13 protein-coding genes and 1 pseudogene are annotated in these 13461 nt (G+C 69.1%); 1 reads left to right on the forward strand and 13 read right to left on the reverse strand.

Annotated features, from left to right (window positions below; genetic code table 11):
- The 6 genes and pseudogenes from AC1RQG_RS23120 to fliF all read right to left on the reverse strand — a co-directional run.
- Positions 1–518, reverse strand: a pseudogene (locus AC1RQG_RS23120) (flagellar hook-length control protein FliK); the annotation flags it as partial.
- Positions 519–568: 50 nt separating this feature from the next.
- Positions 569–1009: a flagellar export protein FliJ gene (fliJ, locus tag AC1RQG_RS23125; RefSeq protein ID WP_493134943.1), complete on the reverse strand. Its 441-nt coding sequence runs from the start codon at positions 1007–1009 to the stop codon at positions 569–571.
- Positions 1010–1044: 35 nt separating this feature from the next.
- Positions 1045–2490, reverse strand: coding sequence for a flagellar protein export ATPase FliI (fliI, locus tag AC1RQG_RS23130; protein WP_493134945.1), 1446 nt, complete (start codon positions 2488–2490; stop codon positions 1045–1047).
- Positions 2491–2509: 19 nt separating this feature from the next.
- Complete coding sequence (locus tag AC1RQG_RS23135) at positions 2510–3268, reverse strand: flagellar assembly protein FliH (RefSeq protein ID WP_493134946.1); 759 nt, start codon at positions 3266–3268, stop codon at positions 2510–2512.
- Positions 3268–4266 carry a flagellar motor switch protein FliG gene (gene fliG, locus AC1RQG_RS23140; RefSeq protein WP_182166554.1) on the reverse strand — a complete coding sequence of 333 codons (999 nt, stop codon included), beginning with the start codon at positions 4264–4266 and terminating at the stop codon, positions 3268–3270. Before fliG ends, AC1RQG_RS23135 begins: the two co-directional genes overlap by 1 nt.
- Entirely contained in the window at positions 4259–6004 is a 1746-nt protein-coding gene (fliF, locus tag AC1RQG_RS23145) for a flagellar basal-body MS-ring/collar protein FliF (protein WP_493134948.1), read from the reverse strand. The genes fliG and fliF overlap by 8 nt, the downstream gene beginning before the upstream one ends.
- A gap of 243 nt (positions 6005–6247) precedes the next feature.
- On the opposite strand from fliF, the gene fliE reads away from it, so the two are divergent.
- On the forward strand, positions 6248–6589 hold the full coding sequence (gene fliE / locus AC1RQG_RS23150) for a flagellar hook-basal body complex protein FliE (RefSeq protein WP_493134949.1): 342 nt from the start codon (positions 6248–6250) through the stop codon (positions 6587–6589).
- A gap of 73 nt (positions 6590–6662) precedes the next feature.
- Here fliE and AC1RQG_RS23155 read toward each other — a convergent pair whose 3' ends face one another.
- From AC1RQG_RS23155 to AC1RQG_RS23185, 7 genes are all read right to left on the reverse strand, one after another.
- Positions 6663–7424, reverse strand: a complete 762-nt coding sequence (locus tag AC1RQG_RS23155) for a flagellar brake protein (protein ID WP_493134950.1) — start codon at positions 7422–7424, stop codon at positions 6663–6665.
- 17 nt (positions 7425–7441) lie between these two features.
- Positions 7442–7774 carry an EscU/YscU/HrcU family type III secretion system export apparatus switch protein gene (locus AC1RQG_RS23160; RefSeq protein ID WP_493134952.1) on the reverse strand — a complete coding sequence of 111 codons (333 nt, stop codon included), beginning with the start codon at positions 7772–7774 and terminating at the stop codon, positions 7442–7444.
- A complete protein-coding gene (fliK, locus tag AC1RQG_RS23165) occupies positions 7764–9203 on the reverse strand; it encodes a flagellar hook-length control protein FliK (protein ID WP_493134954.1) in 1440 nt (479 codons plus the stop codon). Before fliK ends, AC1RQG_RS23160 begins: the two co-directional genes overlap by 11 nt.
- Before the next feature lie 14 nt (positions 9204–9217).
- Positions 9218–9547: a flagellar protein FliT gene (locus AC1RQG_RS23170; protein ID WP_493134956.1), complete on the reverse strand. Its 330-nt coding sequence runs from the start codon at positions 9545–9547 to the stop codon at positions 9218–9220.
- Between the two features lie 3 nt (positions 9548–9550).
- Positions 9551–9991 carry a flagellar export chaperone FliS gene (fliS, locus tag AC1RQG_RS23175; RefSeq protein ID WP_493134958.1) on the reverse strand — a complete coding sequence of 147 codons (441 nt, stop codon included), beginning with the start codon at positions 9989–9991 and terminating at the stop codon, positions 9551–9553.
- Between the two features lie 16 nt (positions 9992–10007).
- Positions 10008–12692 carry a flagellar filament capping protein FliD gene (fliD, locus tag AC1RQG_RS23180; RefSeq protein ID WP_493134960.1) on the reverse strand — a complete coding sequence of 895 codons (2685 nt, stop codon included), beginning with the start codon at positions 12690–12692 and terminating at the stop codon, positions 10008–10010.
- Positions 12693–13017: 325 nt separating this feature from the next.
- Positions 13018–13407 carry a flagellar protein FlaG gene (locus AC1RQG_RS23185; RefSeq protein WP_493134962.1) on the reverse strand — a complete coding sequence of 130 codons (390 nt, stop codon included), beginning with the start codon at positions 13405–13407 and terminating at the stop codon, positions 13018–13020.
- Positions 13408–13461: the final 54 nt, after the last annotated feature.

Below are 13461 nucleotides of genomic sequence, written 5' to 3' on the forward strand. Positions count from 1 at the left end.
GCGCCCAGCGCGGCCGGGGCCGGCTGGGCGGCCGCCGGCGCCACCGCCGTGGCGGCTGCCGGCGCCGGCGGCGGATTGAAGGCGGCCACCAGGGCCAGCATGTCGGCCACCGGGCCGTCCAGCGCGGCCTTGGCGTCGCTCTGGGCGTCGTCGGTGGCGCCGTCGGCGGCCGGCTTGCCCGTGGCGGACGCGGCGCTGGTGCTGTCGGGGGTGCTGCGCGCGCCCGGTTGCACGGGCATGGCGCCATCCTTGTCCTGTGGCCCCTGCTGCCCCTGCTGCGCCGGCTTGGCGGGCGTGGCCTGGCGGGTCGGCATGGTGCTCTGGCGCGGCGCGGCCGGCGGGCGCTCGGGCGCGCGCGCCGGGGCGTTGCCGCCGGCGTTGGCCGACTGGCGCTGCGCCATCTCGCGCGACAGCGCGCGCTGGAACTGGTTGTCCTGGCCGCTCGCGTTCAGATTCACCTTGGGCGCGGCGGCCGCGTTGGCGCCGATGGTGGGCAGGGGAAGGATGGGTGTTTGCATGGTCGCGCCGTTATGGTTGGTTGCCGCCGGGCTGAATCGCGCGTGCGGATTCAGCGTTTGTAATAAGCCTGTCGTGCTGCGTGTTCGTCCATCTGCTTCTGGTCGCGCTTGGCCTCGAGCTTGAGCGCGGCGGCCGCCGCCCGCTCGTTGAGCGTGGCGTAGGACATGCGCTTGCGCTCGCTGGCCTGCCACGCCTGCTTCTCCTGCGCGCTGCGCTGCGCGGCGTGGCGGATCACTTCCTGCTGGCCCGTGATGGCGTTGTCGAGCTTGCCCATGAAGGCCTGGAAATTGCGGTAGGCCATGGGCGTGATGCCGGCCGCCTGGGCCGCCTCGAAGCGCTTGACATACTCGTCCCGGTAGCCGATCAGCATTTCATGCTTCTGCTCGGCCTCGGCCACGGCCTTCAGGGCCGCGCCCAGCCGCTTGGCGGCGTCGTCGGTTTCCCGTTGCGCCAGCTCAATCAGCGTTTGTAGTTGAGATTGGGATGCCATGATCAAGCATTATAGGCGTCCGCTACGGCGGCCCATCAGTCGAATAGCGAGGTAAGTTGCCCCAAGCTCTCGCTCATGGTGACCCGTTCGGTGATCTGTTGCTGGAGGAAGTGTTCGATCTTGTCGTGCAGCGCGATGGCCTGGTCCAGCACGGGATCGGTGCCGGGCGCGTAGGCGCCCACGCTGATCAGGTCGCGGCTGCGCTCGTAGCGCGAGAACAGTTGCTTGAGGTTGCGCGCCTGCACCTGGTGCTCGTGCGAGGTGATCGAGTGCATGGCGCGGCTGATCGACTGCTCGATGTCGATGGCCGGGTAGTGGCCGGCCTCGGCCAGGCGCCGGTTCAGCACGATGTGGCCGTCCAGGATGGCGCGCGCCGAGTCGGCGATCGGGTCCTGCTGGTCGTCGCCCTCGGTCAGCACGGTGTAGAAGGCGGTGATGGAGCCTCCGCCCAGCTCGCCATTCCCGGCCCGTTCCACCAGCACCGGCAGCTTGGCGAACACGGACGGCGGATAACCCTTGGTGGCCGGCGGCTCGCCGATGGCCAGCGCGATCTCGCGCTGGGCCATGGCGTAGCGGGTGAGCGAATCCATGATCAAGAGCACGTTCTGGCCCTGGTCGCGGAAGTGCTCGGCGATGGCGGTGGCGTAGGCGGCGCCCTGCAGGCGCATCAGCGGCGGCGTGTCGGCCGGCGCGGCCACCACCACGGACCGGGCCAGGCCCTCCTCGCCGAGGATCTGCTCGATGAATTCCTTGACCTCGCGGCCCCGTTCGCCGATCAGGCCGACGACGATCACGTCGGCCTCGGTGTAGCGCGCCATCATGCCCAGCAGCACGGATTTGCCGACGCCCGAGCCGGCGAACAGGCCCATGCGCTGGCCCCGGCCCACGGTCAGCATGGCGTTGATGGCGCGCACGCCCACGTCCAGCGTCTCGACGATGGGCGCGCGGCCCAGCGGGTTGGCGGGGCGCACGTTGATGGGGGCGCTGTCGTGCGCGTGCAGCGGGCCCAGGTTGTCGAGCGGGCGGCCGGCGCCGTCGAGCACCCGGCCCAGCAGTTCCGGCCCCACCGGCAGGTGGCGCGCGCGGTCGCTGGGGCGGCGGCGCGGATGGGCCACGCTGCCGGGGCGGGGGATGGCCGGCTCGACCGGGAACACGCGGGTGCCCGGCACGATGCCCTCGACGTCGCTTTGCGGCATCAGGAACAAGCGGTCGCCCTCGAAACCGACCACCTCGGCCTCGACCTTGCCGCCGCTGGGCAGCGGCACCGTGCAGGCGGCGCCCACGGCCAGCCGCAGGCCGACCGCCTCCATCACCAGGCCGGCCACGCGCGTGACGCGGCCCGACACTTGCATCGGCTCGACGAAACTGGCCAGCGTGGCGCAGTCGTGCAGATAGGCTTGCCAGCGCCCGGTGTGGACGTTGGCCGGGGGCGCGGGATTGGCCGGGCTGGCCGGTTCGGCCGGCGGGGCGAGCGATTCCATGCTGTCCATGCGATACAGTTCAGGCCAGCCAGTCCACGTCATGGCCCAGCGCGTGGGTCAGACGTTGCCAGCGCGAGGCGGCCTGGGCGTCGATCTGGTTGCTGGCCGTGTCGACCTTGCAGCCGCCGCGGCCCACGCTGGCGTCCTCGATCACGCGCCAGCCGCCCTTGTCCAGCTCCTCGCCGATGCCCTCGCGCACCACGGCGGCGTCGTCCGGGTGCAGCACCAGCAACGCCGGCTGCTGCAGCACGGGCAGGTATTCGATCGCCTCGCGCACGATGGGCAGCACCAGCTCGGGTTTGACCTGCAGCGCCGTCTTCAGCATGCCCTTGGCCAGTTGCAGGGCCAGTTCCAGCACGTCGTTGGCGATCAGCTGGTCGGCCTGCTGCACGGCCGTGCCGAACGCGTCCGTCAGCGCGCGCAACTGTGCCAGTTCCTTGGCCGATTCGATCTTGCCCAGCGCCAGCGCGTCGGCGTGGCCGGCCGCGTGGCCCTCCTCGTAGCCGTCGCAGCGCGCCTGTTCGCGGATCGCCTCCACCTCCTCCACGCTGGGGTAGGCGGGCGGCGGCGGCGGCGGCGGGCCGACCTCGGCCAGTTGCTGTTCCTGCTCCAGCAGCGCCTGCTGCATGCGCTGCTCCAGCAATTGCTGGGCGCGCGCGGCCTCCTGCGCGTGCTGCTCGGCCTCGCGCGCGGCCAGCGTGCTGGGGCGCTCGTCGCCGAACGACGTCATCTCCCAGCGCTGGAACGCGGTCTGTTGCTCTTTCGGTATGGTAGCCATCAGACGAAGGAATCCTCACCTTTGCCGCCAAGCACGATCTGGCCCTCGTCGGCCAGCCGGCGCACGATCTGCAGGATTTGCTTCTGCTGGGTCTCCACCTCGGACAGGCGCACCGGCCCCTTCGATTCCAGGTCCTCGCGCATCATCTCGCCGGCGCGGGCCGACATGTTCTTGAAGATCTTGTCGCGCAGCTCCTGCGACGCGCCCTTCAAGGCGATGATCAGCATCTCCGACTGCACCTCGCGCAGCAAGAGCTGGATGCCGCGGTCGTCGATGTCGATCAGGTTGTCGAACACGAACATCTCGTCCATGATCTTCTGCGCCATGTCGTTGTCGTAGTTCTTGATGTTGTCCATCACCGAACCTTCCTGCTCGCCGCTCATGAAGTTCAGGATCTCGGCCGCCGCGCGCACCCCGCCCAGCGACGATTTCTTGATGTTCTCGTTGCCCGAGAGCAGCTTGGTGAGCACGTCGTTCAGTTCGCGCAGCGCGGCCGGCTGCACGCCGTCGAGCGTGGCGATGCGCAGCACCACGTCGTTGCGCAGGCGGTCGGTGAAGTTGCCGAGGATTTCGCAGGCCTGGTCGCGCTCGAGGTGGACCAGGATGGTGGCGATGATCTGCGGGTGTTCGTTGCGGATCAGCTCGGCCACCGAATTGGAGTCCATCCACTTCAGGCTTTCGATGCCCGACGCGTCCTTGCCGCCCAGGATGCGCGACAGCAGCACCGAGGCCTTGTCGTCGCCCAGCGCCTTGGTCAGCACCTGGCGGATGTACTCGTCCGAATCGAGGCCCACGGTGGAGGCGGCCGCCACCTGGTCGCGGAAGTCGTCGAGCGTGTCGACCACCTGCTCGTGCGGCACGTTCTTCATGGTGGCCATGGCCGCGCCCAGCTTGAGCACCTCGCGCGGGCCGAGGAACTTCATCACCTCGGCCGCCTCCGTCTCGCCCATGGCCAGCATCAGGATGGCCGCTTTTTGCAGTCCGGTGTTCTCAGTCATTGGCGCCTACCCACGCTTTGATGATGTTGGCCACGATGCGCGGATCGTCGGCCGCCAGTTTCTTGGCCATGGCCAGGTTGTCCCGATAGGAGCGGGCCGTGTTCTCTTCCATCTGTCGCAATTCCTCTTCCGCGATGAGTTCATGGTCCGGTTCCTCCACCACCGGCTCCGGCTCCGGTTCCGGCTCCGGCTCCGGCGCGTTGATTTCGTCGATCTTCTTGAACACGGGCCGCATCATCGGGCGCACGATGCGCAGGAAGATGTACAGCAGGATCAGGGCCGTGATCAGGAACTTGGCCAGTTCCTTGGCCATCGGCAGGTTGGCCGGATCGCGCCACCAGTCGAGCGCCGCCTCGGCCGGCCGGTCCACGCCGTCGAACGGCGAGTTGGCCACGCTGACGGCGTCGCCGCGGTCCTGATTGTAGCCCATGGCCTGCTTGACCAGGTCGTTGATCTTGGCCATCTCCTCGGGCGTGTAGGGCTTGACGGTGACCTTGCCGTTCTTGTCGACGATGCGCCGGTAGTTGACCACCACGGCCACGGTCAGGCGGCGCAGGCCGCCCATGCCGCGCTGCTCGTAGCGCACGGTCTTGTCGACCTCGTAGTTGGTGGTCGATTCCTTGTGGGTGGGGCCGGTGCCGGTGGCCGTGGCGGCGCCGGGCGGGGTGCCGGGCGCGGGCGCCGTGGCGCCGGGCGCGTTGGCCGTCAGCGGCGCCGTGGCCGTGCCCGGCGGCTGGTTCGACAGCGCGCCCGGGATGCCGGACGGGTTGGTGTTGCCGTTGCCGCCCGTTTCACTGGTCTGCTGGCTGCGGATGGCCGAGGCGGCCGGCGGCGAGTTCGGCTTGTAGGTCTCGGCCGCCTGCTCGACCTGGGAGAAGTCGACGTCGGCCGTGGCCTCGGCCCGCACGTTGTTCTCGCCCACGATCGGGATGATGATCGATTCGACCTGCTTGATGACGGCGTTCTGCAGCTCCTTCACGTACTTGAGCTGGGTCTCGTCCATGTTCTTGGCGTTCAGGCCCGCGTTGCCGTTCTTGTTCAGGTCCGAGATCAGGTTGCCGGCCTGGTCCACCACCGTCACGTTGGCCGGCAGCAGATCGGGCACGCTGGAGGCCACCAGGTGCACGATGGCGCTGGTCTGCTGCGGGTCGAGCACGCGGTTCGGGTGCAGGTTCAGCAGCACGGAGGCGGTCGGCTTCTGCTGGTCGCGCACGAACACGGACGGCTTGGGCAGCGCCAGGTGCACGCGGGCCGACTCGACGGCCGCCAGCGACTGGATCGAGCGCGCCAGCTCGCCTTCGAGCGCGCGCTGGTAGTTGACCTGCTCCAGGAACTGCGACACGCCCAGCTTCTGGTTCTCCATCAGCTCGAAGCCGACGTTGCCGCCCTTGGGCAGGCCCTGGGCCGCCAGCTTGAGGCGGATGTCGTGCACCTGCTCGGTGGGCACCAGGATGGCCGTGCCGTTCTCGGAGAACTTGTGCTTGACGTTCATCTTGTCGAGCTCGGCCGTGATGGCGCCGCCGTCGCGGTCGGTGAAATTGGAGAACAGCACGCCGTACTCGGGCGGCTTGTTCCACAGCCACAGGGCCAGGATCACGGCCAGCACGCCGGCGGCCGCGCCCCCGCGCATGAAATTCTTGCCCATCGGCGTCTGGATGAAGGGCAGCTTTTCCGCCGCCCCGTCGGGCGCGGGCGCTTGCTCTGCTGCGTCGATGTCGCGTTCTTCGGCTACGGCCATGGTGGGTGTGGATTTCTCTGAGTGTCGCTATCCAATCCCGTGACGGGGATTGGGCCTGGTACGGATTATCGCCGCGGTACGGGCAAATCAAACGCTTAAACAGAGCCGCGTTTGCCCTCCTGCTCGCGCCTGCCGCTGGCGCGCGGGCTGTTATTCTGGCAGCCTGACAGTTGCTATTGTAACGTGGCGCTGTCTCCCCGGCCGCCGGAAAGTGTTCCGCGGTAGCAACAAAATGGAGTCAAGATGAGAACAGGTGGTATCGACAGCAGCCAGATCCAGGCCATGATCGCGCAGCTCAAAGCCCACGCCACGCGGCCGCAGGCCACGCCGCCGGTGGTGCAGACGGAAACCCCGGCCGCGAAAGTCAATTTCGCCGACGCGCTGAAAAATTCGCTCGACGCCGTCAACGCCAGCCAGGTCAAGGCCGACACCCAGGGCCAGCGCTTCGCCATGGGCGACGACGGCGTGAGCCTGTCGGACGTGATGATCTCGATGCAGAAGGCCAGCATCAACTTCCAGGCCACCATGCAGGTGCGCAACAAGCTGGTGACGGCGTACCACGACATCATGAACATGCAGGTGTGATCGGATGGTCATCCGATGATCATCCAATGATCATCCAATGAGCATCGCGGGCGGCCGCCCCGGCCCGCCCGTTTCAGCCCAGCCCGGCCAGGCGCGCGTTGCGCTCGCGTTCGAGCTTGGTGATGTAGCGCTGCACCTGGGCCAGCATCGGACGCGGGATGTCGATGAACTGGCAGCCGAGGCGGCGGTTCGACTTGTTGTTGAGCAGGGTCATGTCGAGCGAATTGCGGATCTGCAAGGTCGTGACGATGGCGCCCACGTCGGGCAGGTCGATGCGGCAATCGGCGTAGTTGCGGCCGATGGTGTCGCCCAGCAACAGCTTGTTGTCGAGGATGGCGATGCCGCCGCAGCTGATGTCGGCCAGCGGGAACGGGTGGTTGCCCCCGCCGAGCTCGGCCGGCAGCGGAATGGCCACCCGCACCGGGTTGCTGACCGGCGTGGACATGCGGTAGAACTCGCGCCGCTGCAGGCGGATCAGGGTGGCCGGCAGGGCCATGCGGAACGCCGGGTTGCCCCGGTACAAACACTTCTCCACCTTGTCGGACGAGAACAGGATGCGGATCTTGTCGAGCGTGGTCTCGAAATGGACGGCCGCCGCGCCCACGATGCGCTGGTTCTGTTCGCGGTCGATCGAGCAGTCGAGGATGACGGCGTTGTTGTCCGGCTGCACTTCCAGGATCGAGGTCACGCACACGTCGGCCTCGCCCTGCACCAGCATGCGGATCAACTGGTTCTTCTCGCCGATGCTGCGCAGCAGGGCGATGATCTCCCGGCGCGACTCGACCTCGAAGTCATGCCAGTTTTCCAAGTCTGCTTCCAGTCGTAGTGATTGCATCGCGTCCGTATCGGGGTCTAGGGTTCGGTGAGCGGCAGGCTGGTGTCGGGCGGCGCGGGGAGCGGGGCGCCGGACTTTTGCGCTGATTCAATATGATATAGCCATGCCAACAGTTCCGCAATCGTACGATAGAGCGTGGGCGGGATCTGGTGGTCGAGGTCGATCTCCATCAGCAGCGACACCAGTTCCTTCGATTCGTGCACGAACACGTCGTGCTCCTGGGCCACGGCGATGATCTGCTCGGCCACCAGGCCACGGCCCTTGGCCACCACCTTGGGCGCGGCCGCGCCCGTCTGGTAGGCGAGCGCGACGGCGCTTTGCAGCGGGCGGCGCGGCGCGTCACGTTCCATCGCCGGCCTCCGGTGCGCTGGCGATGGTGAGCGAGGACAAGGGCGCCCCGGCCGCCGCCATCGCCTGCTCCAGCAAGCCGGCGTAGGCGCGCAGCGTGACGGCCGACTGGTCGCTGCCGGTCTGCAGCTGGATCTGGACCTGGTCGCCGGCCAGCGTGACGGTGGCCGCCACCTTGCCCAGCAGCGGGAAGCGGAAGCGCACGCCGCTGCGCCAGACCTGCTCGGGCTGGCCGTCGGCGCCGCCGTCGCGGCCATCGCCACGGCGGTGCTCGTCGCGCGGCTCGCGCCGCACCTCCCATTGCATGGGCTGGCCCGGCCACGCCTCGCCCTGCCATTGCACGCGGCCCTGCTCGTGCGCATGCAGTTGCTGGTTGATCATCAGGGCCGCCGACAGGTCGGGGCCGCCGGCCTGGGCCCGCGCGCCGCCGTCGGCCATGGCCTGCTGCTGGCGCTGCATCTGCGGTTCGCGCATCAGGTCGGCCAGGCTGCGCTCGCCCTTGACCCATTCGGCCACGTGCGACTCGTAGAACAGGCCGCTTTGCGAGATGGCCGCCTGCAGGTGCCGGGCCACTTGTTCGGGGGCGGGCGCGGCGCCGGCCGCCACCAGCGGCGCCTTGCCGGTCAGCACGACGGGCGCGCCGGCCGGGGTGGCCGGGGCGGCCGTCAGCACGGTGCTGAGCACGCGCGCGGCCGTGCTCAGCGTGGGCGGCGGCGTGCTCGCGTCCAGCGCCGGCAGGTCGCTGGCGGGGATCAATGGCGCCCTGGCCAGCAGCGCGGCGCCGGCGGTGGCCGGACGCGCGTGGTCGGCGGCGGCGGCGCCCGGCTGTGCGGCGCCCTGGGCCATGCCGGCCGCCAGGGCGGCCGCGCTGGCGGCCGACGCCGTCGCCTGGCCTGCCGTGGCGCCCGTGCCTTGCGCGCCGGCAGGCAACGCCGGCTGCCCGGCGGCGGTCTGGGCGGCCGTTGCAGCGCCAGTGGCGGTGCCGCTGGCCGTGCCGGCTGGCGTGCCGGCCGTTGCCGGCGGGCGCGCGGCGCCGGCGGCCGTGTCGGGCGCGGGCTGGTTGGGATGGTAGAGCTGGGCTTCGGCGTCGGCCCCGCTGGGGGCGTCGCTGTAGACGAGGGTGGCGGCGGCGCCCGGCGCGTTGCCGAGCTGGAAGGTGGGGCGGGGCTGGGCCGCGATCACCGTCAGCGGCACGTCGCTGCCGACCTGCACGCCCGGGGGCAACTGCATGCGGGCCGCGTTGTCGGCCACCCGCACGAGGAAACTGCCGTCAGGGTATTTCGACAGCACGGTGGCCTGCAGCGACTGGCCCACCAGCGCCTGCAGGTTACGCTGGAACGCCGCCTGCCGGCCGTCGCCGATGGGCGGCGTGCCGTGCACGGCGTCGGCCGCCGTCAGCGGGCCGACATTGACGTCCAGGCGCGGCAGCATGGCGGCCGCCGGGATCAGACGCTGCCGTAGGCGTTGACCAGGCGCCGTTCCGTGCCGGCGTTATTGATCAGCTTGGACAACTGGGCCATCCACGGCATGGTCAGGTCGCGGATCTGGCGGTCGGCGTTGAGCATCTGGCGGATCAGTTCGATCTTTTGCTCGCGCTGGGCGCCCTGCATGGGCGCGGCCGGCTCGTGCGCGCGCAGGCGCTGGGCGTGGGCGGCGCAGCGTTGCTCGAGCAGCACCAGCAGGTCCCAGTCGCTGGCGGTGGCCGCCTGCACCATCTGTTCGGTCAGCGCCGCCATGGCGGTGTACACGGTCAATATTTCTTGGCTGGTCATCATCGTTCAGGCGCTCGCGAGGGTGGGGGTGGAGGTGGCGCGGCCGGCCGCGGCCGGCGCTTCGCCGATGGCGTTCCAGGCGTCGCGCAATTCCGTCAGCAGGCGTTGCACTTCCTCCAGGATGGCCGGATCGTTCTGCAGGTTGGCCGTCAGCAGCCGGGCGCTCATGTATTCGTACAGGGCGTCCAGGCCCTCGGCGATCTCGCCGCCGGCCTTCTTGTCGAGCGCGGCGCGCAGGCCGCTGTCGATGATCATGATGGCCTTCGAGATCGACTTGCCTTTCTCGCCGATGTTGCCGTTGCGCATGCTGACGAGCGCCGTGTTGATGGCCACCAGGGCGCCATCGAACAGCATCACGATCAGCTTGTGCGGGCTGGCTGCGAGCACGCCGGTTTCCATGCCGATCTTGGCATAGGCGTGCACGCCAGTTTGTCGGGATCCGAACATAGTGTCTCTCCTGTGATTAACCGTTCTTGGCGATGGACGCCAATTGTTGCGTCAAATAGGACGCGGTCGAGTTCAAGCTGGCCACCAGCGTGTCGAGTTTGGTGTACTGGGCGCGGTAGCGCGCCTCGACGTCCACCAGGCGCGCGCTGAGCGCATCCTTTTGCTTGCCGATGTCCTTGACCGACTGGTTGAGGCCAGCGGTCTGGCTGTTGATATACCCCTTCGATCCCAGGTAATTGCCGGCCAGGCTGTTGAGCAGGTTGGCGTACCCCTGGGAAAAGCCGATGTCGCCGCGGCTGCCGATGGTGTCGCCGTCGACGGTCAGTTTGAGGCCCTCCACCGGGGCGCCGGCCGAGCCGGTCAGGGTCTGGCCGTCGCCGGTGGCGGCGTAGCCGCCGATGGTGCCGGCCACGTCCACGCCGGTCACCGGCGTCGCGGCGCCGAACACGGAGGCGACCGTGCTGCCGGTGTCGTCCACCAGGCTGACATTCGACTGCGAGCCGTAGCGGTTCGATTGCAGCTTGAGCGTGCCGTCGGTGCCGATGGTGGCGCTCACGGTCCAGCCCGCGTTGGAGAAGTTGCTGACCCCGTTGATCGACGATTGCAGCTGGGTGGCCAGCTGGCTCGGCGTGTAGCTGCCGGCCGGTATCGTGATGCTGGCGGTGCTGGCCGCCGTGGTGGTGTCGTTCAGCTTGACGGTCCAGGTGGTGTCGGCGTCGATGACGGTGGTGGCCGGCAGGGCGGCCGCGCTGGTCAGGCTGCCCTGGGTGGCCAGCGTGGTGATGTCGAGCGCGTAGTCGCCGGCCTGGGTCGCGGTGGTCGAGCTGACGAAGCTGATCTTGCTGTCGCTGGTCTTGCCGACGGCCGCGAACAGGCCCGCGATGTCGTTGAAGTTGTTGCTGATCGCCTTGTTCAGCTTGGACGAGTCGAGCGTCAGCGTGCCGTCCTTCTGGAACGAGATGCCGATCTGGGACAGGTTGGTCAGGCTGCCCTTCAGGCCCACGATCGGCTGCGACATCTGGCGCCGCACGGCCGCCTGCAGGTTGCGCACGGTGTTGTCGCCCAGCAGCGGGCCGCCGCTCTTGGTGTCGGGATCGTAGCCGGACAATTGCTTGATCTGGCTGTTGAGGTCGTTGTAGGCCTTGACGAAGTTGTTGACCGAGCTGGTCAGCGAGGCGGTGTCGCGCGCCACGGTCAGGCTGGTGCTGCCGGTCTTGTTGACGTTGAGCGTGACGCCGGCGATGGCGCCCGACAGCGAGGTGTTGCTGCTGCTGACGGCCATGCCGTTCACGTTGGCCAGCGTGTCGAGCGCCGAGGCCTTCTGGCTCATGTTCTGCACCCCGCCCGGATCGTAGCCGAGCAGGTTGACCAGGTCGGGGTCGGCCGGGTTGCCGTTGGCGCCGCTGAGCGTGATGCGCATGGTCGACGAGGCCCCCGTGGCGCTCGAGGTCAGCACCAGGTGGTTGGGCGTGGCGTTGGTGCCGGTGGCGCCATCGGACACCAGGCTGGCCGTGACCCCGAAATTGCCCTTGTTGATGGCGTCGGCGATGCCCTGCAGCGTGTTGTTGCTGCTGTCGATCACGATGTTGCCCGCCGTGCGGTCCGGATCGGCCGTGAAGCTGGCGCCCAGGTAGGCGCCGCCCACGCCGGCCGTCAGGCCGGCGGCGGCCGGGTTGGTGCCGCCCACGGTGATCGGGCTGGCGTCGGTCGATTCCAGCGTGATGGCGCTGACGGCCGTGGTGGTGGAGCCGGTGTTGGCCGCGCCGCTGTTGCCGATGCCGCCGCTCACGGCGCCGCTGACGGCTTCGCTCACGTTGATGTTGGCGCCGTCGGCATTGGTGAATTGCAGGGTGCCGGCGGCGGCCGTGCCGCTGACGGTGATGTTGGCGTCGGCCAGCGCGCGCGTGACGGCCGTGTCGCCGGTCAGCGCCGTGTCGAGCGCGGCCGCGTCGATGCTGCCGGCGGCGCCGGGCGCCACGTTGGCCGCCTGGCTGGCGATGGTCACGCCGCCCACGGTCAGCGCGTAGGAGCCGCCGCCGCTGGTGTCGACGGCGCCGAAGGTGCTGGCGCCGCCGCTGCCGAACAGGGTGGCGCTGGTCACGGTGGCGGCCGCCTTGGCCGACACGCCCGTGGTGCCGCTCTTGGCGTTGATGGCGTCGGCCAGCAGGCGCGCGCTGCGGGTGCTGCCGTCGGTGGCGATGGCGGTGCCGTTGATGGTCAGCGCGCCCGGCGTCAGGCCGCCCGTCAGCACGCCGGCGCCGAGCGTGGTGCCGGTGACGCCGAAGGTGCCGCCGGCCACGGTGCCGAGCGCGAAGTTGATGGTGGTGGTGGCGCCCAGGCCGATGGCGGCCGTGGTGCTCTTGTAGCCGCCCGAGGCCAGGGTCTGGGCTTGCGCCACCTGGCTGACGTTGATGCGGTAGCTGCCGGGCAGGGCCTTGGTGGTGGCGCTGGCGCTCAGCACGCTCGAATCGCCGGGGGTGGCGCTGAGCGACTGGAAGCTGCTCAGCGAGGTCAGCGAGGACAGCGAGCCCTGGAACGAACCGAGGGCGCCCGACAGGGTGCCGAAGGCCGAGACCTTGGCCAGGTAGCTGGCCGATTTCTTGTCGAAGTCCGCCAATGGGGCGGACTCCACCTGCATCAGCTTGCTGACGATGCTGTTGACGTCGATGCCTGACCCGATGCCGGGAGATGAAATGCCCACGTTGGACTCCTGTAGAAAGCAACAATATAAGACATTATCGGCGCGATCAAAGAGGACTTGAGAGGGGGAAATGCCAGTCTGTTCAGCTTTCGCTCAAAAAAAGTGCAGCGGCCGGGTCGACCGCGCCGATGGCGCCGCCTGCGGGGAGAGGCCGGGCACGCGGACGCGGCGCGGTCGCGCCAGGCGCCGGGCGCATGGCTATAGCTTAGCGCAAGCGCGCCATGATGGAAGGAAAAGCGGCGCGCCAAGGCGGTGCGCCAAGGCGGTGCGCCAAGGCGCGCCAAGGCGGTGCGCCAGGGCGGGACGCCGGGGCGGGGCGGCCGCCTCAGGCGGTCTGCTTGATCAGCAGGCCGGTGTTGTGGCTGGCGTTGCCCAGCGATTTGGCGATTTCCAGCGCTTCCGGGGACGGGATCTGGCGCAGCACTTCCTTGGTGGTCTGGTCGATCACCTTGACGACGGTGCGCTTGCTGTCCTTGTCGATCGAGAATTCCAGTCCCTGGGCCTTGGCCTGGGGCGACTGGTTCAGCTGCGACACGGCTTGCGACACCTGGTCCAGCGTCGGCACGGCGCCCGCGCCCTTGACGGCGGCGGCCGTCTCGACGGCGGTGGCGGGCGCCCGCGCGGCGCCATTGGCGGCCGGGGCGGCGTCGTAGCCGGCGGAATGGCGCTCGATCGGGCGCGCCGCCGGGGCAGTGCTTAGTGAGTCGATGGTCATGATGGTTCCTGTCTATGCAAAATCCCCGGCCGCACGAGTCGGCCGGGGAACCGG

The organism is Rugamonas sp. GW822-FHT03B10 (assembly GCF_058801745.1).

Bases quoted from the DNA above. Each gene is read 5' to 3' on its own strand.
- AC1RQG_RS23160 (WP_493134952.1), bottom strand. From the start codon at position 7,774: ATGGAACGTGACGCGCCGCGCCGCCCGCTGCAAAGCGCCGTCGCGCTC.
- fliK (WP_493134954.1), bottom strand. From the start codon at position 9,203: ATGCTGCCGCGCCTGGACGTCAATGTCGGCCCGCTGACGGCGGCCGAC.
- fliF (WP_493134948.1), bottom strand. From the start codon at position 6,004: ATGGCCGTAGCCGAAGAACGCGACATCGACGCAGCAGAGCAAGCGCCC.
- AC1RQG_RS23135 (WP_493134946.1), bottom strand. From the start codon at position 3,268: ATGGCTACCATACCGAAAGAGCAACAGACCGCGTTCCAGCGCTGGGAG.
- AC1RQG_RS23155 (WP_493134950.1), bottom strand. From the start codon at position 7,424: ATGCAATCACTACGACTGGAAGCAGACTTGGAAAACTGGCATGACTTC.
- fliE (WP_493134949.1), top strand. From the start codon at position 6,248: ATGAGAACAGGTGGTATCGACAGCAGCCAGATCCAGGCCATGATCGCG.
- AC1RQG_RS23170 (WP_493134956.1), bottom strand. From the start codon at position 9,547: ATGATGACCAGCCAAGAAATATTGACCGTGTACACCGCCATGGCGGCG.
- fliS (WP_493134958.1), bottom strand. From the start codon at position 9,991: ATGTTCGGATCCCGACAAACTGGCGTGCACGCCTATGCCAAGATCGGC.
- AC1RQG_RS23185 (WP_493134962.1), bottom strand. From the start codon at position 13,407: ATGACCATCGACTCACTAAGCACTGCCCCGGCGGCGCGCCCGATCGAG.
- fliJ (WP_493134943.1), bottom strand. From the start codon at position 1,009: ATGGCATCCCAATCTCAACTACAAACGCTGATTGAGCTGGCGCAACGG.
- fliI (WP_493134945.1), bottom strand. From the start codon at position 2,490: ATGGAATCGCTCGCCCCGCCGGCCGAACCGGCCAGCCCGGCCAATCCC.
- fliG (WP_182166554.1), bottom strand. From the start codon at position 4,266: ATGACTGAGAACACCGGACTGCAAAAAGCGGCCATCCTGATGCTGGCC.